Here is a 24,904-nt window from a genome sequence, read left to right on the forward strand (position 1 = left end):
ATTAATAGAACGCCTGGATGCCGGTCTGCGCACGCCCAAGGATCAGCGCATGCACGTCGTGAGTACCTTCATAGGTGTTGACCACCTCGAGGTTGACCAGGTGGCGGGCGACGCCGAACTCGTCGGAAATACCATTGCCACCCAGCATGTCCCGCGCCAGGCGAGCGATGTCCAGGGCCTTGCCGCAGGAGTTGCGCTTCATGATCGAGGTGATCTCGACCGCCGCGGTCCCTTCGTCCTTCATCCGGCCCAGGCGCAGGCAGCCTTGCAGGGCCAGGGTGATCTCGGTCTGCATGTCAGCCAGCTTCTTCTGGATCAACTGGTTGGCAGCCAGCGGGCGGCCAAACTGCTGACGATCCAGGGTGTATTGGCGAGCGGTGTGCCAGCAGGCCTCGGCGGCACCCAGCGCACCCCAGGAGATGCCGTAGCGGGCCGAGTTCAGGCAGGTGAACGGGCCTTTGAGGCCGCGCACGTCGGGGAAGATGTTCTCTTCCGGCACAAATACGTTGTCCATGACGATCTCGCCGGTGATGGAAGCGCGCAGGCCGACCTTGCCATGGATGGCCGGAGCACTGAGGCCGTCCCAGCCTTTCTCCAGCACGAAGCCGCGGATATCGCCGGCATCGTCCTTGGCCCAGACCACGAATACATCGGCGATCGGGCTGTTGGTGATCCACATCTTGCTGCCACTCAGGCGATAACCACCGTCGACCTTGCGGGCGCGGGTAATCATCGAGCCCGGGTCGGAGCCATGGTTGGGCTCGGTCAGGCCGAAGCAGCCGATCCATTCGCCACTGGCCAGCTTCGGCAGGTACTTCTGCTTCTGTGCCTCGGTACCGAACTCGTTGATCGGCACCATGACCAGCGACGATTGCACGCTCATCATCGAACGGTAGCCAGAGTCGATACGCTCCACCTCGCGGGCGATCAGGCCGTAGCACACGTAGTTCAGGCCACTGCCGCCGTACTGCTCGGGAATGGTCGCGCCGAGCAGGCCGACTTCACCCATCTCACGGAAGATCGCCGGATCCGTCTGTTCATGACGAAACGCCTCCAGCACACGGGGCGCCAGCTTGTCCTGGGCGAACTGATAGGCGCTGTCACGGACCATGCGCTCTTCTTCAGTGAGCTGCTGATCCAGCAGCAGCGGGTCGATCCAGTTGAAGCTTGCCTTGCCAGCCATGTGCGGATTCCTCGAAAGATGGGAACGAATTGTTGTGCTGGATTGATCCTAGGCCTGTTTGGCGTGAGGGACAAACGAGGATTGCGCACCGTTTAGTGATATTTTCTCACTTCGTAATCATCAAAATGCCCTGCTCAACGCCTGACATGTGAGGTTCACGTACATGCGCCGCAAGATCCCCAGCACCACCGCCCTGGTCTGCTTCGAGGCGGCCGCACGTCACGAGAGCTTCACCAAGGCCGCCCAGGAACTGGCCCTGACCCAGGGCGCCGTCTGTCGGCAGATCGGCAGCCTGGAGACCTTCCTCAATGTCGAACTGTTCCGCCGCTCACGCCGGGGCGTGAAATTGACCGAAGCCGGGCTCTCCTACAGTCGCCAGGTAGCCGCACAGCTGGATGCGGTGGAGCGCGACACGCTTTCGGTGATGCGCCAGCAAGGCGCCAATGTGATCGAACTGGCGGTTGTCCCGACCTTCGGCACCCAGTGGTTGCTGCCGCGCCTGAAGGACTTCCAGCAGCGTCACCCGGAAGTCACGGTCAACCTGACCAACCGCACCCGCCCCTTCCTGTTTGCCGACACGCCCTTCGATGCCGCCATTTACTTCGGTGACGCCGACTGGTCGGGCACCCAGTCCCACCGACTGATGGGCGAGAACCCCATGCCGGTGTGCAGCCCCTCCCTGCTGGAAGGGCAAGCCAGCCTCGACGCCCAGCGCATTGCCGGCTTGCCGCTGTTGCAGCAGACCACCCGCCCCTATGCCTGGCGACAATGGTTCGACGGCTTGGGGATGAGCGTCGAACGCGACATGACCGGCCCGCGCTACGAGCTGTTTTCGATGCTGGCCCAGGCCGCCATGCATGACATGGGCATTGCGCTGATTCCACCGTTCCTGATCCAGCGCGAGCTGCAGGAGGGCCGACTGGTGGTCGCTAACAGGCATGCCCTCTCCAGCGACAAGGCCTACCATCTGATGATCCCCGAGCGGAAGGTCGAGTCCGCCTCGCTACGGGCGTTCCGCGACTGGCTGGTGGCGCAGGCGCAACAGTACACCGCCACGAAATAGGGTGAAACGGCCAAAGCTGACCCCGTAGTCAATTATTTTGAACACCTACAGATATATGGATTTGTCGCAAATCCGTAATCTGTTCCGTTCCCCCCGAAAAACCTAGCAACCCTAGTTACTGCGCGGGTTTGCAGCTGATTTTGCGACATTCAGCAAACTGAGAACGAAAATAGCGGAATTTTTTTCAAATTTTCTCCTAAGCTCCGCATAGCGCGTGCTTGACGGCTTGAGGGCAAATCGTTGCGACATACGGTCACAGGGTGACTTGTAGTTTTAACTTCGTTTCGCTTCAGAACCGGTTGAAGGCCCTCGGGTTCGTCTGCAAAATGCCTCCCCCGCCCCGGATCCGGCGGGGTCGTGCTCTACGACCACCCAGCCGCACCACCCGAAGTGCGCTGGTTCCTATAAAGACAAAAGGTCACCGCAGGAGACAAAGTCGTGCACATTGGTGTTCCTCTCGAGACGCAGACGGGTGAGACAAGGGTCGCCGCGACCCCGGAAACCATCAAGAAACTGGTTGGCCAGGGCCATCAGGTCACCGTGCAACGGGGGGCAGGGCTCAAGGCCAGCATTCCGGACAGTGCCTATGAGGCCGTTGGCGCCAACTTGGGCGAAGCCGCTGACGCCTTCGGCGCGCAGCTGGTGCTCAAGGTGGTCGCGCCCAGTGACCAGGAACTGGCGCTGATCAACAGCGGCAGCCTGCTGGCAGGCATGCTCAACCCGTTCAACAACGAACTGATCGCCAAGATGGCCGAGCGCGGCATCACAGCCTTCGCCCTGGAGGCTGCACCGCGCACCTCACGCGCGCAGAGCCTCGACGTGCTGTCGTCGCAAGCCAACATCGCCGGCTACAAGGCCGTGCTGCTGGCAGCCCACCACTACCCGCGCTTCATGCCCATGCTGATGACCGCCGCCGGCACTGTGAAGGCCGCCCGCGTGCTGATCCTCGGTGCCGGTGTGGCCGGCCTGCAGGCCATCGCCACGGCCAAGCGCCTGGGCGCGGTGATCGAGGCGTCCGACGTGCGCCCGGCAGTGAAAGAGCAGATCGAGTCGCTCGGCGCCAAGTTCATCGACGTGCCCTACGAGACCGACGAGGAACGTGAGTGCGCCGAAGGTGTGGGCGGCTACGCCCGGCCAATGCCGGCCAGCTGGATGCAGCGTCAGGCCCAGGCCGTGCACGAGCGTGCCAAGCAGGCGGACATCGTCATCACCACCGCGCTGATCCCCGGACGCAAGGCACCGACCCTGCTCAGCGCCGAGACCGTGGCGCAGATGAAACCAGGTTCAGTGGTCATCGACCTGGCCGCGGCCCAAGGCGGCAACTGCCCGCTGACCGTGGCCGACCAGGTGGTGATGGCGCACGGCGTGACCCTCGTCGGCCCGACCAACCTGCCGGCCCAGGTCGGTGCCGACGCCTCGGCCCTGTACGCGCGCAACCTGCTGGACTTCATGAAACTGCTGTTCGACAAGGACGGCAACCTGGTCATCAACCTCGAAGACGACATCGTCGCCGCGTGCCTGATGTGCCGCGACGGCCAGGTCGTGCGCAAGAACGGCTGAGGAGCACGACAATGGAAGACATGCTGATTTCCCACGGCATCTACAACCTGATCATCTTCGTGCTGGCCATCTACGTGGGCTACCACGTGGTGTGGAACGTCACCCCGGCCCTGCACACGCCGCTGATGGCAGTTACCAACGCCATTTCCGCGATCGTCATCGTCGGTGCCATGCTGGCCGCCGCGCTGACCGTCACCCCGGCCGGCAAGGTCATGGGCACCCTGGCCGTGGCGCTGGCCGCGGTCAACGTGTTCGGTGGCTTCCTGGTCACCCGCCGCATGCTTGAGATGTTCAAGAAGAAAACCAAGAACGAGGCGCAGAAGTAAGCATGAGCATGAATCTGGTAACGCTCCTCTACCTCGTCGCCTCGGTGTGCTTCATCCAGGCGCTCAAGGGCCTGTCGCACCCGACCACTTCGCGGCGCGGCAACCTGTTCGGCATGATCGGCATGGGCATCGCGATCCTCACCACGGTGGGCCTCATCTATAAGCTTGGGGCTGAGCTTGCGACAGCGGGTATCGGCTACGTGATCGTCGGCCTTTTGGTCGGTGGCACCGCCGGTTCGATCATGGCCAAGCGCGTCGAGATGACCAAGATGCCGGAGCTGGTCGCCTTCATGCACAGCATGATCGGCCTGGCCGCGGTATTCATTGCCATCGCCGCCGTGCTCGAACCACAGTCGCTGGGCATCGTCGCCGCCATCAGCGACCCGATCCCCACCGGCAACCGTCTGGAACTGTTCCTCGGTGCAGCCATCGGCGCCGTCACCTTCTCAGGTTCCGTGATCGCCTTCGGCAAGCTGTCGGGCAAGTACAAGTTCCGCCTGTTCCAGGGCGCACCGGTACAGTTCGCCGGCCAGCACAAGTTGAACCTGATCCTGGGCCTGGCGACCATCGCCCTGGGGCTGCTGTTCACCTTCACCGGCCACTACAGCGCCTTCACCCTGATGCTGGCCCTGGCCTTCGTCATGGGCGTGCTGATCATTATCCCGATCGGCGGCGCCGACATGCCGGTGGTGGTGTCGATGCTCAACAGCTATTCGGGCTGGGCAGCAGCCGGTATCGGCTTCTCGCTGAACAACTCGATGCTGATCATCGCCGGCTCCCTGGTCGGCTCCAGCGGTGCGATCCTTTCGTACATCATGTGCAAGGCGATGAACCGTTCGTTCTTCAATGTGATCCTCGGTGGCTTCGGTGCCGACGTCGATGCCGGTGCCGCGACGGGTTCGAAAGAGCAACGCCCGGTGAAATCCGGCTCGGCCGACGACGCTACCTTCCTGCTGAGCAACGCCGACAGCGTGATCATCGTCCCGGGCTACGGCCTGGCGGTGGCCCGCGCCCAGCACGCGCTCAAGGAACTGACCGAGAAGCTGACCCACAACGGCGTGACCGTGAAGTACGCGATCCACCCGGTAGCGGGGCGCATGCCTGGGCACATGAACGTGCTGCTGGCCGAGGCCGAGGTGCCGTACGACCAGGTATTCGAGATGGAAGACATCAACGCCGAGTTCGGCCAGGTCGACGTGGTGCTGGTGCTGGGCGCCAACGACGTGGTCAACCCGGCAGCGAAGAACGATCCGAAGTCGCCGATCGCCGGCATGCCGATCCTCGAAGCCTTCAAGGCCAAGACCATCATCGTCAACAAGCGCTCCATGGCCAGCGGCTATGCCGGCCTGGACAACGAGTTGTTCTACCTGGACAAGACCATGATGGTGTTCGGTGACGCCAAAAAGGTCATCGAGGACATGGTCAAGGCTGTGGAGTAGGTCCAAGGACCGCATCGCAACCGCTTGTACAAGACAAACCCCGGGAAGCCATTTCCGGGGTTTGTCGCATTTGCCTGATCCAGATCAACGGCTCTATTTCCGGGCCGCTCATACGACCATGGTCGCGGGACGGCACCGGGCGAAATCTCTAGACTGCGCTTCCAGTAGCTTCAGTAGCCTGAGATAACAATCCATGTACCGTGATCGTATCCGCTTGTCCTCCCTGCACAGCAAGGTAATGAGTGCGGCTGACGCCGCTGGCCTGATCGAGGACGGCATGACCGTCGGCATGAGCGGCTTCACCCGCGCCGGCGAAGCCAAGGCCGTGCCCCACGCACTGGCCGAGCGCGCCAAGCAGTCGCCGCTGAAGATCAGCCTGATGACCGGCGCCAGCCTGGGCAACGACCTCGACAAGCAACTGACCGAAGCCGGCGTACTCGCCCGGCGGATGCCGTTCCAGGTCGACAGCACCCTGCGCAAGGCCATCAACGACGGCAAGGTGATGTTCATCGACCAGCACCTGTCGGAAACCGTCGAGCAGCTGCGCAACAAGCAACTGACCCTGCCGGACATCGCGGTCATCGAAGCAGTGGCGATCACCGAGCAAGGCCATATCGTACCGACCACCTCGGTGGGCAACTCGGCCAGCTTCGCGATCTTCGCCAAGCAGGTCATCGTCGAGATCAACCTGTCGCACAACGCCAACCTCGAAGGCCTGCACGACATCTACATCCCGACCTACCGCCCGACCCGCACGCCGATCCCGCTGGTGAAGGTCGATGACCGCATCGGCAGCACCGCGATCCCGATCGACCCGGCGAAGATCGTCGGCATCGTCATCAGCGACCAGCCGGACTCGCCGTCCACCGTGCTGCCGCCGGACCATGAGACCCAAGGCATCGCCGACCACCTGATCGCCTTCCTCAAGGGCGAGGTGGACGCCGGCCGCATGAGCAACAACCTCGGCCCGCTGCAGGCCGGTATCGGCAGCATCGCCAACGCGGTGATGTGCGGCCTGATCGAGTCACCGTTCGAAAACCTGACCATGTACTCCGAAGTGCTGCAGGATTCGACCTTCGACCTGATCGACGCCGGCAAGCTGAGCTTTGCCTCGGGCAGCTCGATCACCCTGTCGAGCCGCCGCAATGCCGATGTGTTCGGCAATCTGGAGCGTTACAAGGACAAGCTGGTGCTGCGTCCGCAGGAGATCTCCAACCACCCTGAGGTGGTGCGTCGCTTAGGGATCATCGGCATCAACACGGCGCTCGAGTTCGACATCTACGGCAACGTCAACTCGACCCACGTCTGCGGCACCAAGATGATGAACGGCATTGGCGGCTCGGGCGACTTCGCCCGCAATGCCCACCTGGCGATCTTTGTCACCAAGTCGATCGCCAAGGGCGGTGCGATTTCCAGCGTGGTGCCGATGGTCAGCCACGTCGATCACACCGAGCATGACGTGGACATCCTGGTGACCGAAGTAGGCCTGGCCGACCTGCGCGGCCTGGCGCCGCGCGAGCGCGCCCGGGTGATCATCGACAACTGCGTGCACCCGGACTACCGCGCCGCGCTCAACGACTACTTCGAGCGCGCCTGCCAGCGTGGCGGGCATACCCCGCATATCCTGCGCGAGGCGCTGAGCTGGCACGAGAACCTGGAAGAAACCGGGCGCATGCTGGCGGGTTGATCCAAAGGCAACAGGGCGCCGCTGACGCGGCGCATCGCCGGCAAGCCGGCTCCCACAAGGACGGCGCAACACCTGTGGGAGCCGGCTTGCCGGCGATTGGGCCTAAAGAGTCTGCACCAAACCCGGGGTGGGCACCTGCAACAGGTACTCGATCAACGCCTCCACCGGCAACGGCCGACTGACCAGGAAGCCCTGCACCTGGTCGCAACCGAACGCCCGCAGCAGCGCCAGCTGCTCCTCACTCTCCACACCTTCTGCCACCACTTCCAGGTTGAGGTTGTGCGCCAGGTTGATCATCGCGTGGACCAGCTTGGCGTTCTCTTCGCGTTGCTCCATGCCGCCGACGAAGCTGCGATCGACCTTCAGCAAGGTGATCGGCAAGCTGTTCAGGTGCACGAACGATGAAAAGCCGGTGCCGAAGTCATCCAGCGAGAAACGCACCCCCAGCCGCCCGAGGGCATCCATGGTCTGGCGCACCAACTCGTTGCGCCGCATCACGGCGGTCTCGGTCAGCTCGAACTCCAGCCAGCGCGCATCGACCCCGTGCTCGACGATCAGCCGACTCAGGGTTGCCAGCAACTGACTGTCCTGGAACTGGCGGAAACTCAGGTTCACCGCCATATGCAGCGGTGCCAGGCCACGTTCGCGCAGGGCCTGCATATCGCTCAGGGCCCGCGAGATCACCCAGTAACCCAGTGGCACGATCAACCCGCTCTGCTCGGCCAGCGGCACGAACTCGCTGGGCGCCAGCAGGCCGCGCTCGGGATGGTTCCAGCGCACCAGCGCCTCGAGCCCGACGATACGGCCGTCGGCGAGGTTGAGCCGCGGCTGGTAGTGCAGCTCCAGCTCGTCACGGCGCAGGGCGCGGCGCAACTCGCTTTCCAGGTCGGCGAGGCTGCGGGCGTTGCGATTGATACGCTCATTGAATACGTGGAAGGTGCAGCCCTGGCTGCCCTTGGCCTGGCGCATGGCGATGTGGGCGTGCCACATCAGCGGGTCGGCGCCGGCCTGGGCGCGGGCATGGGCGATCCCGAGGCTGCAGCCGAGCAGCAGGCTCTCGCCGTCGATCCAGTAGGGCTCGGTCAGCGCCTCGGTGATGCGCTCGGCCATCCACTCGGCACGGTTGGGATCACGCCGGGTGTCGATCAACAACGCGAACTCGTCGCTGCCAAGGCGCGCCAGTTGATCGCTCGCCTCCAGCTGGTGCTTCAGGCGGGCGACCACCTGCAGGATCAGGCGGTCGCCCCCCTGGTGGCCAAGGGCGTCGTTGACGTGGCGGAAGTTGTCCAGGTCGAGGTGGCCGAGGGCCAGGCCACGCCCTTCGTTCTCGGCCAAACGTGCGGTCAGCAAGGCCTGGAAGCCCTGGCGGTTGGCGATGCCGGTCAGCGGGTCTTGTTCGGCCAGACGCTGCAGGGTGGCCACCAACACGCCGCGCTCACGCACATGGCGCAGCGAGCGACGCAGCGTGTCGGTGGTCAGCTGCGCCAGCACCAGCCAGTCGCTTGCGCCCAACGGTGCAGCGACGGGCTCCTGCTCGAGCAGCAGGATCGTCGGCAGCTCGCAACGCCCTGGCGCGGGCTGCAGCTCGGGCGTGGCCAGCACCACGGCCTGACGGTCGTTGGCGAACAGGCTGTCCACCGCCGCCCAGTTCGGCGCGGTCAGCAGCACGACGCTGCCACCCATCGGTTGCAGGCATTCGCGCAGGTGCACGGCCCACTCCGGCTCATCAGCCAACAGCAGCAAACGCAGGGGTTCGACAGGCGTGGACAAGCGGGCTCCTTAGATGTGGGCGGTGGAACGGCGAGCGCGGGCAATCCTACCCGATTAATTGGAAATGATTTTCACTTTTAGTCATTGCCCGTCCCTGGCCACCATCCCGACGCAATCTGACGTGCATCCTGCGCGAAAGTAGCAGATGCGGCAAATCCGATTCGCGCCCTGCATCACAACGTCAGACGGTCGCGCATTAACCACCCCATGCCTGCTAGAATGCGCGGCTATTTTCTGGTTACCCCCGGTTTCTAGCATGTCCCGACTCAATCCCCGGCAACAGGAAGCCCGCGACTACGTCGGCGGCCCTCTTTTGGTGCTCGCCGGTGCAGGCTCCGGCAAGACCAGCGTGATCACGCGCAAGATTGCCCACCTCATCCAGAACTGCGGCATCCGTGCCCAGTACATCGTCGCCATGACCTTTACCAACAAGGCCGCGCGCGAGATGAAGGAGCGAGTCGCCACCCTGCTGCGTCCGGGGGAAGGCCGTGGCCTGACCGTGTGCACCTTCCACAACCTGGGCCTGAACATCATCCGCAAGGAGCATGACCGCCTGGGCTACAAGCCGGGGTTCTCGATCTTCGACGAGTCCGACATCAAGGCATTGCTGTCGGACATCATGCAGAAGGAATACTCCGGCGACGACGGCATCGACGAGATCAAGAACATGATCGGTGCCTGGAAGAACGACCTGATCCTGCCGCCCGAGGCCCTGGAAAAGGCGCGCAACCCGCGCGAGCAGACCGCGGCCATCGTCTACACCCACTACCAGCGCACGCTCAAGGCGTTCAACGCAGTGGACTTCGACGACCTGATCCTGCAGCCGGTGAAGCTGTTCCAGGAGCACCCCGATGTGCTCGAACGCTGGCAGAACCGCGTGCGCTACCTGCTGGTGGACGAATACCAGGACACCAACGCCAGCCAGTACCTGCTGGTGAAGATGCTGATCGGCATGCGCAACCAGTTCACCGTGGTCGGCGACGACGACCAGTCGATCTACGCCTGGCGCGGCGCCCGGCCCGAGAACCTGATGCTGCTCAAGGAGGACTACCCCTCCCTGAAGATCGTCATGCTCGAGCAGAACTACCGTTCCACCAGCCGCATCCTGCGCTGCGCCAACGTGCTGATCGCCAACAACCCGCATGCCTTCGAAAAGCAGCTGTGGAGCGAGATGGGCATCGGCGACGAGATCCGCGTGATCCGCTGCAAGAACGAGGAAGCCGAGGCCGAACGCGTGGCCATGGAAATCCTCACCCTGCACCTGCGCACCAACCGCCCGTACAGCGACTTCGCCATCCTCTACCGCGGCAACTACCAGGCCAAGCTGATCGAATTGAAGCTGCAGCACCACCAGGTGCCGTACCGCCTGTCCGGCGGCAACAGCTTCTTCGGCCGCCAGGAGGTCAAGGACCTGATGGCCTACCTGCGCCTGCTGGTGAACCCTGACGACGACAATGCCTACCTGCGCGTCATCAACGTGCCGCGCCGCGAGATCGGCTCGACCACGCTGGAAAAGCTCGGCAACTATTCCACCGAGCGCGGCATCTCGATGTACGCCGCCAGCGAGGAGATGGGCCTGGGCGAGCACCTCGACGCCCGCTACACCGAGCGCCTGCAGCGCTTCAAGCACTGGCTCGACGGGGTACGCCACAAAGTCGCCCTGGACGACCCGATCGCCGCGCTGCACGAGATGATCCGCGATATCGACTACGAGAACTGGATCCGCCAGCAGACCGCCAGCGACAAGGCCGCGGAGTTCCGCATCAGCAACGTCTGGTTCCTGGTCGAAGCGCTGAAGAATACCCTCGAGAAGGACGAAGAGGGTGACATGACCATCGAGGACGCCATCGGCAAGCTGGTGCTGCGCGACATGCTCGAGCGCCAGCAGGAAGAGGAAGAAAACGCCGAGGGCGTGCAGATGATGACCCTGCACGCCTCCAAGGGCCTGGAATTCCCTTACGTGTTCATCATGGGCATGGAGGAGGAGATCCTCCCCCACCGCTCGAGCATCGAGGCCGACACCATCGAGGAAGAACGCCGCCTGGCCTACGTGGGCATCACCCGCGCGCGCCAGACCTTGGCCTTCACCTTCGCCGCCAAGCGCAAGCAGTACGGCGAAATCATCGACTGCACACCGAGCCGGTTCCTCGACGAACTGCCGCCGGACGACCTGGCCTGGGAAGGCCTGGACGATGCGCCCGTGGAAGTGAAAGCCGCGCGCGGCAACAACGCCCTGGCCGATATCCGGGCAATGCTCAAACGCTGATCAACCATTATTCTTAAACTTTGCCGCTATTTGCGGCCACCTTTGTTACATCGGAGACACACAGTGGAAGCACTGCAGCAGAAGATTCGCGAAGAAGGCATCGTGCTTTCCGACCAGGTACTCAAAGTCGATGCGTTTCTCAACCACCAGATCGACCCTGCACTGATGCAGCTGATCGGTGACGAGTTCGCCCGCCTGTTCGCCGACTCCGGCGTGACCAAGATCGTCACCATCGAAGCTTCGGGCATCGCCCCGGCGGTGATGACCGGCCTGAAGCTCGGCGTGCCGGTGATCTTCGCCCGCAAGCACCAGTCGCTGACCCTGACCGAGAACCTGCTGACTGCCTCGGTGTATTCCTTCACCAAGCAGACCGAGAACACCGTGGCCATCTCGCCGCGCCACCTCAACAGCAGCGACCGCGTGCTGGTGATCGACGATTTCCTGGCCAACGGCAAGGCGTCCCAGGCGCTGATCTCGATCATCAAGCAGGCCGGCGCCACCGTGGCCGGCCTGGGCATCGTCATCGAGAAGTCGTTCCAGGGCGGCCGCGCCGAGCTGGACAGCCAGGGCTACCGCGTCGAGTCGCTGGCCCGGGTGAAGTCGCTGGAAGGTGGCGTGGTCACCTTCATCGAGTAAGCCTGTACCGGCCTCATCGCCGGCAAGCCGGCTCCCACAGGTACCGCACAAGGTCAAAGCCCTGCGGTACTCCTGTGGGCGTTGGCTTGCCGGCGATTGGGCTGCAAAGCAGCCCGGCAATCTTTCAGGTCGCCGCCAAGCCCGCCAGCAGCAGCCGCTGGTACAACTCCTCCTTCAGCCCCTGTGGCTCCCCCAGCCCCATGCGCGCCAACTGCGCTGCATAGGCCTCGGGCGCCGGCGCATCCAGCGCCGCCTTGCCCAGTTCCAGCACCTCGCTCAGCTTGAACTTGCTCTTGAGCCAATTCAGCGCCCGCAACAAGTCACGCTCCTCGGCCGTGAAATCGCTGCCCAGCGGATATTCCGGGAACAATCGCGCATGCCGCGCGCGGGTTGCCTCCAGGCGCTCGGGAGTGTTGTCGGTATAGCGCGCATCCAGCACGAAGTCCTTCGCCAGCTTGCCCGCCGCCTTGGCCCGCTCCATCAGCTCGCGCTGAAAACGAGAGTCACTGATCGCCAGCAACCGCGCAATCACCTCGCTGTCGGTCTGCCCGCGCAGGTCGGCGATGCCGTATTCGGTGATCACGATGTCTCGCAAGTGCCGGGGTATGGTGCAGTGGCCGTAAGTCCAGTAAAGGTTGGAGGTCACCTCGCCCCCGGCCTCGCGCCAGCTACGCAGCAACAGGATCGAGCGACCACCCTCCAGCGCATGGCCTTGGGCGACGAAGTTGTACTGCCCGCCCACGCCGCTGAGCACCCGGCCATCTTCGAGCTGGTCGGCGACACCGGCACCCAGCAAGGTCATGCCGAATACCGTATTGATGAAGCGCGCATCCCGGCGCTGACGGCGCTTGCGCTCTTCCTGGCCGTACAGCTCGTTGATGTAGCTGATGGCGGTCATGGCGAAGCGTGCGCGTTGTTCCAGCGGCATCTCGCGCAGGCGCTGGTAGAACGCCCGTGGGCCAAGGAAGAAGCCGCCATGCACCAGCACACCATGCTCGTCAGCCGGGCGGCGCACCACCCCGGCTTCAGCCAGGGCAAGCAACCCGTTGACGAACATTTCGCTGCAGCCATACAGCCCCTGGGCGAAAGTATCCAGCCCTCCTTCCCGCTCGATCAGGGCCTGCCATGGGCCGATATCCAGCTCATCGAGCAGCGCACGATAGCCTTCGTTGTCGCCCTGGCGTGCCAGCAGCGCCGCCGCCACCGCATCACCCATGGCGCCGATGCCGATCTGCAGAGTACCGCCGTCGCGCACCAGGGTGCTGGCATGCAGGCCGATGCAATGGTCCTGGGTGTTCACCGGCATGTTTGGCGTGGAGAACAACCGGCGACTTTCGGGCTGGTCGATCAACAGGTCGAACTGCTCCAGGCCCAGCTCCGCGTCCCCTGGCATGTAGGGCAGTTCGTCATGGATCTGGCCAAGCACCAGGATGGTCTCGCCCTCAGCACGGCGCCGGGCGATCATCGGCAGCAGGTCGAGGGTGATATCGGGGTTGCAGGCCAGGCTCAGGTGATCGGGCCGTTCGGGCGTGGCCGCCACCAGCTGCGCGATCAGGTTCAGGCCCTTGGCGTTGATATCCCGTGCGGCGTGGCTGTAGTTGCTGCTGACGTAGTCCTGCTGGGCCGTGTCGCTGTGCAGCAGGCTGCCGGGCTGCATGAAGAACTGTTCGACGCGGATGTTCGGCGGGAGCTTGTCGGCACGCAGGTCGGCCAGGTAGGCGAGCTCCTCATAGTCGGCGAATACACGCTCGACGAAAGGCTCAAGGAAGCGCCGTTGCAAGCCATCGCCCAACGGCGGCCGGCCGAGGGACAGGGCGGTGTAGAGGGTCAGACGACGCTCGGGCAACTCGCGGATGCGGGCGTACAGCGCGTTGACGAAGGCGTTGGGTTTGCCCAGGCCAAGCGGCAGGCCCATGTGAATATGGCTGGGCAGTCGGGCCAGGGCCTGTTCGACAGCCTGGTCGATGGAGCAGCGATACATCTGGGCCTCCTGAGTCATCCGTGGGTTCAGGGGTTGGACACAAGTCACAGCGGGTTGGTTGCCTGTCCCGCCCCCGCAACAGGGTTACCAGCCCAAAAACAAAAGCCCGCCATCAGAGGCGGGCTTTATACAAGTCAGGTCCGGCTCACAGCCCGGACATCTTCTTGATCGCACCCTTCAGGTCATCATCCGAGCAATCGGCGCAGGTGCCCTTCGGTGGCATGGCGTTGATCCCGGTGATGGCCTTGGCCAGGATGCCATCAAGGCCGCCCTGGTGGTCGGCACGCTCTTTCCACGCGGCGGTATCACCGATCTTCGGCGCGTTCAGCAGGCCGGTGCCATGGCAGGCATTGCAATGCTTGGCGATGATCTCGTCTGGCGTCTTGGCACCGCCGCCACCGGCACTGGCGACCACTTCCATGCCCTTGCATTCCTGGCCCTGGACGCACACCTGGCCGACCGGCTCGAGACGCTTGGCGATGTCGTCGTTGGTTGCAGCGGTTGCGCTCATTGCCCAAAGGGCGAATACGGCTGCTGGTACGGCCAGCATCTTCTTGATTTGGTTCACGCGAACACCCTCATGGTGGCTAATCACGCCCGCGGCCACGGAATTGCGAGCGTTGAAAAGTATAGCGGGAACCTGGAAGGCGTGAAACGACCACACTCAGGGAAAGGGTATTGACCCGTCAATGCACTGCGCTGGATCAAAAGTTCGACGGGGTGGCGGCGCTGATCAGCCGGGCCGGCTCCTCGAACGGATTGCGGAAGCGGTGCGGGCGGGTGCTTTCGAAGTAGTAGCTGTCGCCGGCCTCGAGGATGAAGATCTCGGTGCCGACCACCAGTTCCAGGCGGCCTTCGAGAAGAATGCCGGTCTCTTCACCATCGTGGGTGAGCATTTCCGCCCCCGTGTCCGCACCCGGTGGGTAGACCTCGGTCAGAAACGCGATGGCGCGATTGGGGTGCGACTTGCCGACCAGCTTCATGGTGACCGCGCCGTCGGAAATGTCGATCAGCTCGTGGGCCTTGTAGACGATCTGGGTCGGGCTTTCCGGGGCCAGCTCCACCGAGAAGAACTCGACCATGGACATGGGGATACCGCTGAGCACCTTGCGCAGGGAGCTGATCGACGGGCTCACGCTGTTCTTCTCGATCATCGAGATGGTGCTGTTGGTCACCCCCGCGCGCTTGGCGAGTTCGCGCTGGGACAAGCCCTTGAGCTTGCGGATGGCTTGCAGTCGTTCACCGACGTCCAAAGCTTGCGCCTCCAGAAACGGTCGAGGTTGGGGGAGTGTGAACGATATGATGGCAATGCCGTTCAGTATTTACAACACACAGCCCCGCAGCCTGTCCGCTTTGGCGCTTTATTCGCCGATATAGTCCAGCGGCACGCGCTTGAGATTGCAGAAGATCTGGTACGGAATGGTCCCGGCCTGCATGGCGACGTCGCTGGCCAGTACTTGCTTGCCCCACAACTCGACCGGGCTGCCGACAGTGGCCTCGGGCACGTCTGTCAGGTCGACGCAGAGCATGTCCATCGACACGCGGCCAATCAGCTGGGTGCGCTTGCCGGCCACCACCACTGGCGTGCCGGTAGGTGCCTGGCGCGGGTAACCATCGGCATAGCCCATGGCGACCACGCCGACCCGGGTCGGCCGCGGGCTGATGAACCTGGCGCCATAGCCTACCGGCTCACCGGCAGGCAGCTCGCGCACGCTGATGATGCGCGATTGCAGGGTCATCACAGGCTGCAGGCGAGCAGCCTCGGCCTGCTCCACTTCGAACGGCGTGGCGCCGTAGAGCATGATGCCTGGGCGCACCCAGTCGCTCTTGATGCTCGGCCAGCCCAGCACCGCCGGCGAGTTGCGCAGGCTGCACTCGGCGGCCAGGCCCTGGCGGGCAGCCTCGAACACGGCGACCTGCTGTTCGGTGGCGGCGGCGTCGAGCTCGTCGGCGCGGGCGAAGTGGCTCATCAGCACGATGCGCGAGACCTTGCCGCTGGCCAGCAGGCGCTGGTAGGCATCGGCGTAGTCCTTGGGGTGCACGCCGACGCGGTGCATGCCGGTGTCCATCTTCAACCAGACGGTCAGCGGCTTGTGCACCGAGGTCTTCTCGATCGCTTCCAACTGCCATGGCGAATGCACCACGCACCACAGATCATGTTCGGCGATCTGCGAAAGCTCGCTGGCCTCGAAGAAACCTTCGAGCAACAGAACGGGTGCCTTGATGCCTGCCGCGCGCAGCTCCAGGGCCTCCTCGATGCAGGCCACGGCAAAACCGTCGGCCTCGGCCTCGAGCGCCAGGGCGCAACGCACCGCGCCATGACCGTAGGCGTCGGCCTTGACCACGGCCAGGGCCTTGGCGCCGGTCAGCTCACGGGCCAGGCGGTAGTTGTGTCGGAGGGCTTGGAGGTCGATCAAGGCACGGGCGGGACGCATGGCGGCAGCCTTCTGGCAGTTCTGGTTATCGATAAAGCCCCGGCGCGGCAGATGGGGGTAGGTACCCACCGCGCCGGGGTGAGGGAACAGGTCAATCGGTTTCGGGCCTCATCGTGGGGCAAGTCGCATCGGCGCACCACGATGAGGCCAACAGCATCGAATGCTTACTGGTGCGCAGGCGCCGGCTGTCCGTGCTTGGCAGTCTCGCGGCTATTGCCATAACGCGAGATGTCCAGGCCTTCGGCACTGATCTGCGGCTTCTTGCGCGCAATCAGGTCGGCCAGCAGGCGACCGGAACCGCAGGCCATGGTCCAGCCCAGGGTGCCGTGACCGGTGTTGAGGAACAGGTTACGGAACTTGGTTGCCCCGACGATCGGGGTGCCGTCCGGGGTGGCCGGGCGCAGGCCGGTCCAGAAGCTCGCCTGGCTCAGGTCGCCGCCGCGAGGATAAAGGTCGTTGACGATCATCTCCAGCGTTTCGCGTCGACGCGGGTTCAGCGACAGGTCAAAACCGGCGATCTCGGCCATGCCGCCGACACGGATGCGGTTGTCGAAACGGGTAATCGCGACCTTGTAGGTCTCGTCCAGAATGGTCGAGGTCGGCGCCATGTCGCCGTTGGTGATCGGCACGGTCAGCGAGTAGCCCTTGAGCGGGTAGACCGGGGCCTTGATGCCCAGCGGTTTGAGCAGCTGCGGCGAGTAACTGCCCAGCGCCAGCACGTAGCGATCGGCGGTTTCCAGCTTGCCGTCGATCCATACGCCGTTGATGCGGTCGCCGGCGACGTCCAGGCGCTGGATGTCCTGGCCGAAGCGGAACTCGACACCCAGCTTGATGGCCATATCGGCGAGCTTGGTGGTGAACATCTGGCAGTCGCCAGTCTGGTCGTTGGGCAGGCGCAAGGCGCCAGCGAGGATGCCCTTCACGCTCTCCAGGGCCGGTTCGACCCGGGCAATGCCGTCACGGTCGAGCAGCTCGTACGGTACACCGGACTGCTCCAGCACTGCGATATCCTTGGCCGCGGCGTCCAGCTGCGCCTGGGTGCGGAACAGCTGGGTGGTGCCAAGGCTGCGGCTTTCGTAGGCGATGCCGGTTTCGGCGCGCAGCTCGTCGAGGCAATCGCGGCTGTACTCGGACAGGCGCACCATGCGCTCCTTGTTCACCGCATAACGGCTGGCGGTGCAGTTGCGCAGCATCTGCGCCATCCACAGGTACTGGTCGACGTCGCCGGTCAGCTTGATGGCCAGGGGCGCGTGGCGCTCCAGCAGCCACTTGATGGCTTTCAGCGGCACGCCCGGGGCGGCCCAGGGCGAGGCATAGCCGGGCGAGATCTGGCCTGCGTTGGCGAAGCTGGTTTCCATGGCCACCGCCGGCTGGCGATCGACCACCGTCACCTCGAAACCTTGCCGGGCCAGATAGTAGGCACTGGCGGTACCGATCACACCGCTACCAAGTACCAGAACTCGCATTGTTGTATCCCTCGCACGCGGCTTGCCGCAGTCTTTTGTTGAAATGGCATGGATGCGCGCAGTATAAGAATCTCCGACCAGTGCTATTCACTATATAAGAAGCTATATTTGGCGAGAATTCTCGGCAAAATTGCCTTTCACGGAGGGGCATCCCCTATGAGAACCCAGCACCAGAGCAAGCGTGAACTGGACAAGATCGACCGCAACATCCTGCGGATCCTGCAGAATGACGGGCGCATCTCCTTCACCGAACTGGGCGAGAAGGTCGGGCTGTCCACCACCCCCTGCACCGAGCGCGTGCGGCGCCTGGAGCGCGAGGGGATCATCATGGGCTACAACGCCCGGCTCAACCCGCAGCACCTGAAGGGCAGCCTGCTGGTGTTCGTCGAGATCAGCCTGGACTACAAGTCCGGCGACACCTTCGAGGAGTTCCGCCGCGCCGTGCTCAAGCTGCCCCATGTACTGGAATGTCACCTGGTGTCGGGCGATTTCGACTACCTGGTGAAGGCGCGGATCTCGGAGATGGCGTCGTATCGCAAGCTGCTCGGCGACATCCTGCTCAAGCTGCCCCATGTGCGCGAGTCGAAGAGCTACATCGTGATGGAAGAAGTGAAGGAGAGCCTGTGCCTGCCGATTCCGGACTGAAGCCTTACACCAGCACCTGGCGGGTACTGGCGATATAGGTGTGAACCAGTTGCTCGGCCGCCGGGTCGATCGGCTGCTCCGGGCCCCGCCCCCTGGGGCAGGCCAGCCGCGGCGTGGTGCCGAACAGGCGGCAGATCATCGGGCGCTCTTCATATACGGTACAGCCGTTCGGGCCCAGGTGCACACAGTCCAGGCGCTCCAGCGCGGCATCCTGCTCGGCCTGGGTCTTGCGCGGCAGGCGGGCCATTTCCTCGGCCGAGGTGGTGACCGGGCCGCAGCAGTCATGGCAGCCGGGCTCGCACTCGAACGAGGGGATGAGCTCGCGCAGGAAATGGATCTTGTGGCGGTTGCAGGACATAAGCGGCGCATCTTGGACATGAGTGCTGGATTATAAGGCAATCGCGGGAACGGGCTTGCCCCGCGATTGGCCGGTTGCCTATCCTCGCCTTTTCGCCTTGCACCCAGGAAACGACACATGGTCCACAGCGCGCAACACGCCGCCTCCTACTACGCCGCCAGCAGCGCGCCACACCCCGACTACCCGTTCCTGCAAGGCGAGCACAGCGCCGACGTGTGCATTGTCGGCGGTGGCTACTCGGGCCTGAACACCGCCATCGAACTGGCCGAACGCGGCCTGTCGGTGATCCTCCTGGAAGCACGCAAGCTCGGCTGGGGCGCCAGCGGCCGCAACGGTGGCCAGCTGATCCGGGGCGTCGGCCACGGCCTGGAACAGTTTCTCCCGGTGATCGGTGAGGAAGGCGTGCGCAGCATGAAGCTGATGGGCCTGGAGGCGGTGGAAATCGTCCGCGAGCGCGTCGAGCGCCATGGCATCGACTGCGACCTGACCTGGGGCTACTGCGACCTGGCCAACAAGCCCGCCGAACTGGAAGGCTTCGCCGAGGACTCCGAGGAACTGCGCAGCCTGGGTTATCGTCACGAACTGCGCCTGGTGCAGCCCGGCGACATGCACTCGGTAGTAGGTTCTGATCGCTATGTCGGCGGCCTGATCGACATGGGCTCCGGTCACCTGCACCCACTCAACCTGGCGCTGGGCGAAGCCGCCGTGGCCAGGCGCCTGGGTGTCGGCTTGTACGAGCAGTCGGAAGTGACCCGCATCGAGTACGGCCCGGAAGTGAAGGTGCATACCGCCCAAGGCCGGGTGCGCGCCAAGACGCTGGTGCTGTGCTGCAACGCCTACCACAACGACCTCAACCGCGAACTGGGCGGCAAGGTGCTGCCCGCCGGCAGCTACATCATCGCCACCGAGCCCTTGGGTGAGGAACGCGCCCGCCAGTTGCTGCCGCAGAACATGGCGGTATGCGACCAGCGCGTGGCGCTGGATTACTATCGCCTCTCTGCCGACAACCGCCTGCTGTTCGGCGGCGCCTGCCACTATTCCGGGCGCGACCCGCAGGACATCGCCGCCTACATGCGCCCGAAAATGCTCAAGGTGTTCCCGCAACTGGCCGATGTGCGCATTGATTACCAATGGGGCGGCATGATCGGCATCGGTGCCAACCGCCTGCCGCAGATCGGCCGCTTGGCCAGCCAGCCCAACGTCTACTATGCGCAGGCCTATTCGGGCCACGGGCTCAACGCCACCCACCTCGCCGGGCGTCTGCTCGGCGAGGCCATCAGCGGCCAGCAGAGCGGGCGCTTCGACCTGTTCGCCAAGGTCCCGCATACCACCTTCCCCGGCGGCAAACTGCTGCGTTCGCCGCTGCTGGCACTGGGGATGCTCTGGTATCGACTCAAAGAGCTCGCCTAGTCACGCCAGAAGGGCTTGCTCGCCTCATGCCGAGCCTGCTCCCAGCTGATGCCGATATCGCGCAGTTGGTAATCCTCCAACTGCAACAGGGCCCTGCGGGTGCGCCAGCGATGCAGCATCAGGCTCCAACGACCCATGCCTTGGGGCGCGCTGAAGACCCGGGGACGCTGCTCCGACTCCAGTTCACTGGCCAACAGTTGCAAGCGCACATCGCTCATGCCACCCATCACCACGTCCTCCGTTCAGTACCTGACGTGGAGACAGCATGCGGGTACACCTCCTACCAATACAGAGCCAAAATCGACTTATTATTCCCATACAGAATTGGCGCAAATAGGGCTGCATGCAGTATTTTTCGCCTATCTGTACCGGTCTTTGGGCATCAGCTGAGCAGGAGTATGCAGTGACCCTCTATTTCAACCTCGCCGAACTGCTCGGTTCACGCATCGAGCAGGGCCTGTATCGCCCCGGCCAACGCCTGCCGTCAGTGCGCGCCCTGAGCGTGGAGCACGGCGTCAGCCTGAGCACCGTGCAGCAGGCTTACCGCCTTCTGGAGGACAACGGCCTGGTCTCGCCGCGCCCCAAGTCCGGCTACTTCGTCGCCGAGGACCGCCAGCTACCAGCCCTGCCAGCCATCAGCCGCCCAGCCCAGCGTCCCGTGGATATCTCCCAGTGGGAACAAGTGCTGGAGCTGGTGCGCGCCACCCCGCGCCCGGACGTGATCCAGCTCGGCCGAGGCATGCCCGACGTCGACAGCCCCACGCTCAAGCCACTGCTGCGCAGCCTGGCGCAGATCAGCCGGCGCATGGACATGCCCGGCCTGTACTACGACAACATCCACGGCAACGCCTTGCTGCGCGAGCAGATCGCCCGCCTGATGCTCGACTCCGGCTGCCGCCTGGGCCCGGCCGACCTGGTGGTGACCACCGGCTGCCACGAGGCGCTGTCGTGCAGTATTCGCGCGGTATGCGAACCCGGTGACATCGTCGCGGTCGATTCACCCAGCTTCCACGGCGCCATGCAGACGCTCAAAGGCCTGGGCATGAAGGCCCTGGAAATCCCCACCGACCCCATCACCGGCATCAGCCTGGAAGCCCTCGAACTGGCCCTCGAACAATGGCCGATCAAGCTCATCCAGATCACCCCCAACTGCAACAACCCCATGGGCTACATCATGCCCGAGGCGCGCAAGAAGGCGCTGCTCACCCTGGCCCAGCGCTACGACGTGGCGATCCTCGAGGACGACGTGTATGGCGACCTGGCCTACACCTACCCGCGTCCGCGCACCATCAAGTCGTTCGACGACGATGGCCGCGTGCTGCTCTGCAGCTCGTTTTCCAAGACCCTGGCGCCAGGCCTGCGGATTGGCTGGGTGGCTCCGGGGCGCTACCTGGAACGGGTGCTGCACATGAAGTACATCAGCACCGGCAGTACCGCTTGCCAGCCGCAACTGGCAATCGCCGACTTCATCGCCGAGGGCCACTACCAGCCGCACCTGCGGCGCATGCGCGGCCAGTACCAGCGCGGCCGCGACCAGATGTGCGACTGGGTGACCCGCTTCTTCCCGACGGGCACCCGTGCCAGCCGCCCGCAAGGTGGCTTCATGCTGTGGGTGGAACTGCCGGAAAGTTTCGATACGCTGCGCCTGAACCGCGCTTTACTGGAGCAAGGCGTGCAGATCGCGGTGGGCAGCATATTCTCGGCCTCGGGCAAGTACCGTAACTGCCTGCGCATGAACTTCGCCGCCCGGCCCACGGAGCAGATCGAAGCCGCCGTGCGCAAAGTCGGTGAAACCGCCCTTCGTCTACTGGATGCCGAACACCCTGGCGGGTAACTTTGCGCCGCCTGCCACGGTCCAACCTCATAAGCCCTTGCCGCACAGGACAATCCACCCTTGAGACTCCAGCATGCCCTGCTGCTGGTGCTGCTGCTCGGCCTGTCGGGCTGCGCCAGTGTCGGTACACCACGTGAAGTCAGCCAGGCGCTGCCGGCGGCCGACTCGGCCTTCGGCCGCTCGGTGCAGCGCCAGGCCGCGCCCTACGAGGGACGCTCGGGCTTTCGCCTGCTGCCCAACAGCAACGAGGCATTCCGCGCCCGCGCGGAGCTGATCCGCAACGCCCAGGCAAGCATCGACCTGCAGTACTACATCGTCCACGATGGTCTCAGCACCCGCGCCCTGGTCCATGAACTGCTGCGCGCCGCCGACCGCGGCGTGCGAGTGCGCATCCTGCTCGACGACACCACCAGCGATGGCCTCGACAATCTCATGGGCACCCTCGCCGCCCACCCGAACATCCACATCCGCGTGTTCAACCCGCTGCACCTGGGGCGCAGTACCGGTGTCACCCGCGCCGTCGGCCGGCTGTTCAACCTGTCGCGCCAGCACCGGCGCATGCACAACAAGTTGTTCCTGGTGGACAACAGCATGGCCATCGTCGGCGGCCGTAACCTGGGCGACGAGTACTTCGACGCCGAACCCAACCTCAACTTCACCGACATCGACCTGCTGGGCGTGGGGCCTGTGGCCGAACAGCTCGGACACAGCTTCGACCAGTACTGGAACAGCGCCTTGAGCCGCCCGATCGGCGACTTCCTCTGGCGCCAGCCCGACGCCGACGATCTGTTCAGCAGCCGTCAGCGCCTGGAGGTGTCCCTGGCCGAAGCGCGGACCAAGCGCAAGGCCCTGTACGATCGCTTGATGGCCTATCAGTCGCAGCCCCGCCTGGATGTGTGGCGCAATGAGCTGATCTGGGCCCACAGCCAGGCGTTGTGGGACGCGCCGAGCAAAGTCCTGGCAGAGGGCGAACCGGACCCGCAACTGCTGATGACCCAGCAATTGGCGCCCGACCTGAACCGCGTGCACAAGGAACTGATCCTGGTGTCTGCCTACTTCGTACCCGGCGAACCCGGCCTACTGTACCTGACCAGTCGCGCCGACGCCGGCACCTCGGTCAAGCTCCTGACCAACTCGCTGGAAGCCACCGATGTGCCAGCGGTCCATGGCGGCTATGCGCCTTATCGCCGCGCCTTGCTGGAGCATGGCGTGCAGTTGTACGAGTTGCGCCGCCAGCCCGGCGATCCGCGCCCACGGCTGGGCTTTCACGGCAGTTCCGATTCGAGCCTGCACAGCAAGGCGATGGTGTTCGACCGACGCAAGACCTTCATCGGCTCGTTCAACTTCGACCCGCGCTCCGTGCTGTGGAACACCGAGGTGGGCGTGATGGTGGACAGCCCAGAGCTGGCCGAGTACACCCGCGAACTGGCGCTACAAGGCATGGCACCAGCGCTGAGTTACCAGGTGAAGCTGGTGGACGGGAGGATGGTCTGGGCGACCGAGGACAATGGCCAGCGGCACCTGTTGGTGACCGAGCCCGGGGGAGTTTGGCGACGCTTCAATGCCTGGATCAGCAAGGCGGTCGGGTTGGAGAAGATGTTGTAGAACGCATCGCGGGCAAGCCCGCGATTGCAATCGGTCAGGCAGACGCCGGCTCGAAGGCATCCCGCCGCCGCGTCAGCAGCACCAACCCCGCCGCGCCCACCGCCATCAGCAACGGCAGCGCATGCCCGCTGATCCACTGGCTTCCCGCCCCGGCCAGCAAAGGTCCGAGCAGGCAACCCATACCCCACAGCTGTGCCACGTGGGCATTGGCCCGCACCAGTTCGTCATCCCGGTAGCGCTCGCCGATCAGCACCAGCGACAGGGTGAACAACCCACCCGCGCTGGCACCGAACAGTACCCACAGCGGCCAGATCACCGGTGTATGCAACAGCAGCGGAATCGCCAGGCTGGAAACCATCAAGGTCAGTGCGCAACCACTGAACAACGTGCGCCGCGACATGCGGTCGGCCAAGGCGCCAATCGGCAATTGCAGCACCGCATCCCCCACCACCACGGTGCTGACCATGAACAACGCCACCTCCGTGGTGAACCCTTGCTGCAGGCAGTACACCGGCAGCAACGTCAGGATCATCGCCTCGAATGCCGCGAACAGCGCGATGGCCCAGGCGATCACCGGCAGACGCCGACAGAAGCCGAACAGGTCGGCAAAGGTGACGCTGCACGCCTCGGTGGTCGGTGCACCGCCGCGCCCCAGCAGGATCAGCGGCGCGACCAGCAGCAACCCGGTCGCGGCCCAGAAACCGAAATCATCGTCCGAGCCCAGGAACCCCAGCACCAGCGGCCCGGCCAATTGGCTCAGGGCATAGCTGCTGCCATACAGCGCCACCAGCCGGCCACGCCACTGCTCGACTACCAACTGGTTGATCCAGCTCTCGCCAAGGATGAACACCACCGTCAGCGACATACCGATCATCAAGCGCAATACCAGCCACAGGGCATAGCTGGGCAGCACCGCCACCAGGCCGATCGACAGCGCCCCACCCCACAGGCACAGGCGCATGGCCATGGGCACGCCAACCCAGCCGGCAAGGCGGCTGGCCAGGCTGGCACCGACCAGCACACCAAGGGCCGGCATCGCCGCCATCACGCCGATGGCGAACCCACCGTAGCCCCAGCCCTCCAGGCGCAGGGACACCAGCGGCATGCTCACGCCGAGCGCAAGCCCGACACTGAGCACCGACGCCAGAACGGCAAAGTAGGTTCCCCAACGCATGATGGCCTCCGAGGCGCATGACTTTTAAATGGCAGAGACAACACAGCCGGGGCGGCATGAACCGTC

Annotated in this window: 21 protein-coding genes; 11 read left to right on the forward strand and 10 right to left on the reverse strand. The window is 64.2% G+C overall.

Annotated elements, in window-relative coordinates; translation table 11 throughout:
- Position 1: 1 nt before the first annotated feature.
- Positions 2-1,183, reverse strand: coding sequence for an acyl-CoA dehydrogenase (locus CCOS191_RS26025; RefSeq protein WP_023630017.1), 1,182 nt, complete (start codon positions 1,181-1,183; stop codon positions 2-4).
- 163 nt (positions 1,184-1,346) lie between these two features.
- Here CCOS191_RS26025 and CCOS191_RS26030 point away from each other — a divergent pair, with 163 nt between their 5' ends.
- The 5 genes from CCOS191_RS26030 to CCOS191_RS26050 all read left to right on the forward strand — a co-directional run bounded on the left by CCOS191_RS26030 (position 1,347) and on the right by CCOS191_RS26050 (position 7,258).
- On the forward strand, positions 1,347-2,246 hold the full coding sequence (locus CCOS191_RS26030) for a LysR family transcriptional regulator (RefSeq protein ID WP_046857568.1): 900 nt from the start codon (positions 1,347-1,349) through the stop codon (positions 2,244-2,246).
- Between the two features lie 438 nt (positions 2,247-2,684).
- Positions 2,685-3,806 (forward strand): Re/Si-specific NAD(P)(+) transhydrogenase subunit alpha, encoded by a 1,122-nt coding sequence (locus CCOS191_RS26035; protein ID WP_038707135.1) that lies wholly within the window; start codon positions 2,685-2,687, stop codon positions 3,804-3,806.
- 11 nt (positions 3,807-3,817) lie between these two features.
- On the forward strand, positions 3,818-4,132 hold the full coding sequence (locus tag CCOS191_RS26040) for an NAD(P) transhydrogenase subunit alpha (RefSeq protein WP_008097413.1): 315 nt from the start codon (positions 3,818-3,820) through the stop codon (positions 4,130-4,132).
- Between the two features lie 2 nt (positions 4,133-4,134).
- The gene (locus CCOS191_RS26045; protein WP_046857569.1) at positions 4,135-5,571 is read left to right on the forward strand and encodes an NAD(P)(+) transhydrogenase (Re/Si-specific) subunit beta; all 1,437 of its coding nucleotides are present in this window, start codon (positions 4,135-4,137) and stop codon (positions 5,569-5,571) included.
- A 193-nt stretch (positions 5,572-5,764) separates the two neighbouring features.
- On the forward strand, positions 5,765-7,258 hold the full coding sequence (locus CCOS191_RS26050) for an acetyl-CoA hydrolase/transferase family protein (RefSeq protein ID WP_023631270.1): 1,494 nt from the start codon (positions 5,765-5,767) through the stop codon (positions 7,256-7,258).
- Between the two features lie 102 nt (positions 7,259-7,360).
- Here the strand turns inward: CCOS191_RS26050 and CCOS191_RS26055 are convergent, their stop codons facing one another.
- Positions 7,361-9,028, reverse strand: a complete 1,668-nt coding sequence (locus tag CCOS191_RS26055) for a putative bifunctional diguanylate cyclase/phosphodiesterase (RefSeq protein WP_046857570.1) — start codon at positions 9,026-9,028, stop codon at positions 7,361-7,363.
- 256 nt (positions 9,029-9,284) lie between these two features.
- Here CCOS191_RS26055 and rep point away from each other — a divergent pair, with 256 nt between their 5' ends.
- Both rep and CCOS191_RS26065 read left to right on the forward strand, forming a co-directional pair.
- Positions 9,285-11,294, forward strand: coding sequence for a DNA helicase Rep (rep, locus tag CCOS191_RS26060; RefSeq protein WP_023629135.1), 2,010 nt, complete (start codon positions 9,285-9,287; stop codon positions 11,292-11,294).
- A gap of 63 nt (positions 11,295-11,357) precedes the next feature.
- Entirely contained in the window at positions 11,358-11,930 is a 573-nt protein-coding gene (locus CCOS191_RS26065; RefSeq protein WP_011536381.1) for a xanthine phosphoribosyltransferase, read from the forward strand.
- A 124-nt stretch (positions 11,931-12,054) separates the two neighbouring features.
- Here the strand turns inward: CCOS191_RS26065 and CCOS191_RS26070 are convergent, their stop codons facing one another.
- The 5 genes from CCOS191_RS26070 to dadA form a co-directional block, all read right to left on the reverse strand.
- Positions 12,055-13,911 (reverse strand): acetyl-CoA hydrolase/transferase C-terminal domain-containing protein, encoded by a 1,857-nt coding sequence (locus CCOS191_RS26070; RefSeq protein WP_046857571.1) that lies wholly within the window; start codon positions 13,909-13,911, stop codon positions 12,055-12,057.
- 145 nt (positions 13,912-14,056) lie between these two features.
- Positions 14,057-14,461: a c-type cytochrome gene (locus tag CCOS191_RS26075; protein ID WP_046857927.1), complete on the reverse strand. Its 405-nt coding sequence runs from the start codon at positions 14,459-14,461 to the stop codon at positions 14,057-14,059.
- Positions 14,462-14,615: 154 nt separating this feature from the next.
- Complete coding sequence (locus CCOS191_RS26080; protein ID WP_023629132.1) at positions 14,616-15,164, reverse strand: cupin domain-containing protein; 549 nt, start codon at positions 15,162-15,164, stop codon at positions 14,616-14,618.
- Positions 15,165-15,272: 108 nt separating this feature from the next.
- Positions 15,273-16,346, reverse strand: a complete 1,074-nt coding sequence (gene alr, locus CCOS191_RS26085) for an alanine racemase (RefSeq protein WP_046857572.1) — start codon at positions 16,344-16,346, stop codon at positions 15,273-15,275.
- A gap of 164 nt (positions 16,347-16,510) precedes the next feature.
- Positions 16,511-17,812, reverse strand: coding sequence for a D-amino acid dehydrogenase (gene dadA, locus CCOS191_RS26090; RefSeq protein ID WP_046857573.1), 1,302 nt, complete (start codon positions 17,810-17,812; stop codon positions 16,511-16,513).
- 156 nt (positions 17,813-17,968) lie between these two features.
- Between dadA and dadR the strand changes: the two genes are divergently transcribed.
- Positions 17,969-18,457 carry a transcriptional regulator DadR gene (gene dadR / locus CCOS191_RS26095; RefSeq protein ID WP_003258963.1) on the forward strand — a complete coding sequence of 163 codons (489 nt, stop codon included), beginning with the start codon at positions 17,969-17,971 and terminating at the stop codon, positions 18,455-18,457.
- Positions 18,458-18,461: 4 nt separating this feature from the next.
- On the opposite strand, the gene CCOS191_RS26100 is transcribed toward dadR, so the two are convergent.
- The gene (locus CCOS191_RS26100) at positions 18,462-18,815 is read right to left on the reverse strand and encodes a YkgJ family cysteine cluster protein (RefSeq protein WP_023630241.1); all 354 of its coding nucleotides are present in this window, start codon (positions 18,813-18,815) and stop codon (positions 18,462-18,464) included.
- A 117-nt stretch (positions 18,816-18,932) separates the two neighbouring features.
- Between CCOS191_RS26100 and CCOS191_RS26105 the strand changes: the two genes are divergently transcribed.
- Positions 18,933-20,225, forward strand: coding sequence for an NAD(P)/FAD-dependent oxidoreductase (locus tag CCOS191_RS26105; protein WP_046857574.1), 1,293 nt, complete (start codon positions 18,933-18,935; stop codon positions 20,223-20,225).
- On the opposite strand, the gene CCOS191_RS26110 is transcribed toward CCOS191_RS26105, so the two are convergent.
- Positions 20,222-20,452 (reverse strand): DUF1127 domain-containing protein, encoded by a 231-nt coding sequence (locus CCOS191_RS26110; RefSeq protein WP_046857575.1) that lies wholly within the window; start codon positions 20,450-20,452, stop codon positions 20,222-20,224. The two genes, CCOS191_RS26105 and CCOS191_RS26110, sit on opposite strands and share 4 nt — an antisense overlap.
- Before the next feature lie 176 nt (positions 20,453-20,628).
- Here CCOS191_RS26110 and CCOS191_RS26115 point away from each other — a divergent pair, with 176 nt between their 5' ends.
- Positions 20,629-22,059: an aminotransferase-like domain-containing protein gene (locus CCOS191_RS26115; protein WP_172670909.1), complete on the forward strand. Its 1,431-nt coding sequence runs from the start codon at positions 20,629-20,631 to the stop codon at positions 22,057-22,059.
- 60 nt (positions 22,060-22,119) lie between these two features.
- Entirely contained in the window at positions 22,120-23,664 is a 1,545-nt protein-coding gene (locus tag CCOS191_RS26120) for a phospholipase D family protein (RefSeq protein WP_046857577.1), read from the forward strand.
- Positions 23,665-23,698: 34 nt separating this feature from the next.
- On the opposite strand, the gene CCOS191_RS26125 is transcribed toward CCOS191_RS26120, so the two are convergent.
- Positions 23,699-24,838, reverse strand: coding sequence for an MFS transporter (locus tag CCOS191_RS26125; RefSeq protein ID WP_046857578.1), 1,140 nt, complete (start codon positions 24,836-24,838; stop codon positions 23,699-23,701).
- Positions 24,839-24,904: the final 66 nt, after the last annotated feature.

It is taken from the genome of Pseudomonas sp. CCOS 191, from assembly GCF_001007005.1.
GTDB classification, from domain to species: Bacteria; Pseudomonadota; Gammaproteobacteria; order Pseudomonadales; family Pseudomonadaceae; genus Aquipseudomonas; species Aquipseudomonas soli.

Bases quoted from the DNA above. Each gene is read 5' to 3' on its own strand.
- CCOS191_RS26025 (WP_023630017.1), bottom strand. From the start codon at position 1,183: ATGGCTGGCAAGGCAAGCTTCAACTGGATCGACCCGCTGCTGCTGGAT.
- CCOS191_RS26030 (WP_046857568.1), top strand. From the start codon at position 1,347: ATGCGCCGCAAGATCCCCAGCACCACCGCCCTGGTCTGCTTCGAGGCG.
- CCOS191_RS26040 (WP_008097413.1), top strand. From the start codon at position 3,818: ATGGAAGACATGCTGATTTCCCACGGCATCTACAACCTGATCATCTTC.
- CCOS191_RS26045 (WP_046857569.1), top strand. From the start codon at position 4,135: ATGAGCATGAATCTGGTAACGCTCCTCTACCTCGTCGCCTCGGTGTGC.
- CCOS191_RS26050 (WP_023631270.1), top strand. From the start codon at position 5,765: ATGTACCGTGATCGTATCCGCTTGTCCTCCCTGCACAGCAAGGTAATG.
- rep (WP_023629135.1), top strand. From the start codon at position 9,285: ATGTCCCGACTCAATCCCCGGCAACAGGAAGCCCGCGACTACGTCGGC.
- CCOS191_RS26070 (WP_046857571.1), bottom strand. From the start codon at position 13,911: ATGTATCGCTGCTCCATCGACCAGGCTGTCGAACAGGCCCTGGCCCGA.
- CCOS191_RS26075 (WP_046857927.1), bottom strand. From the start codon at position 14,461: ATGCTGGCCGTACCAGCAGCCGTATTCGCCCTTTGGGCAATGAGCGCA.
- alr (WP_046857572.1), bottom strand. From the start codon at position 16,346: ATGCGTCCCGCCCGTGCCTTGATCGACCTCCAAGCCCTCCGACACAAC.
- dadA (WP_046857573.1), bottom strand. From the start codon at position 17,812: ATGCGAGTTCTGGTACTTGGTAGCGGTGTGATCGGTACCGCCAGTGCC.
- dadR (WP_003258963.1), top strand. From the start codon at position 17,969: ATGAGAACCCAGCACCAGAGCAAGCGTGAACTGGACAAGATCGACCGC.
- CCOS191_RS26100 (WP_023630241.1), bottom strand. From the start codon at position 18,815: ATGTCCTGCAACCGCCACAAGATCCATTTCCTGCGCGAGCTCATCCCC.
- CCOS191_RS26105 (WP_046857574.1), top strand. From the start codon at position 18,933: ATGGTCCACAGCGCGCAACACGCCGCCTCCTACTACGCCGCCAGCAGC.
- CCOS191_RS26110 (WP_046857575.1), bottom strand. From the start codon at position 20,452: ATGGGTGGCATGAGCGATGTGCGCTTGCAACTGTTGGCCAGTGAACTG.
- CCOS191_RS26125 (WP_046857578.1), bottom strand. From the start codon at position 24,838: ATGCGTTGGGGAACCTACTTTGCCGTTCTGGCGTCGGTGCTCAGTGTC.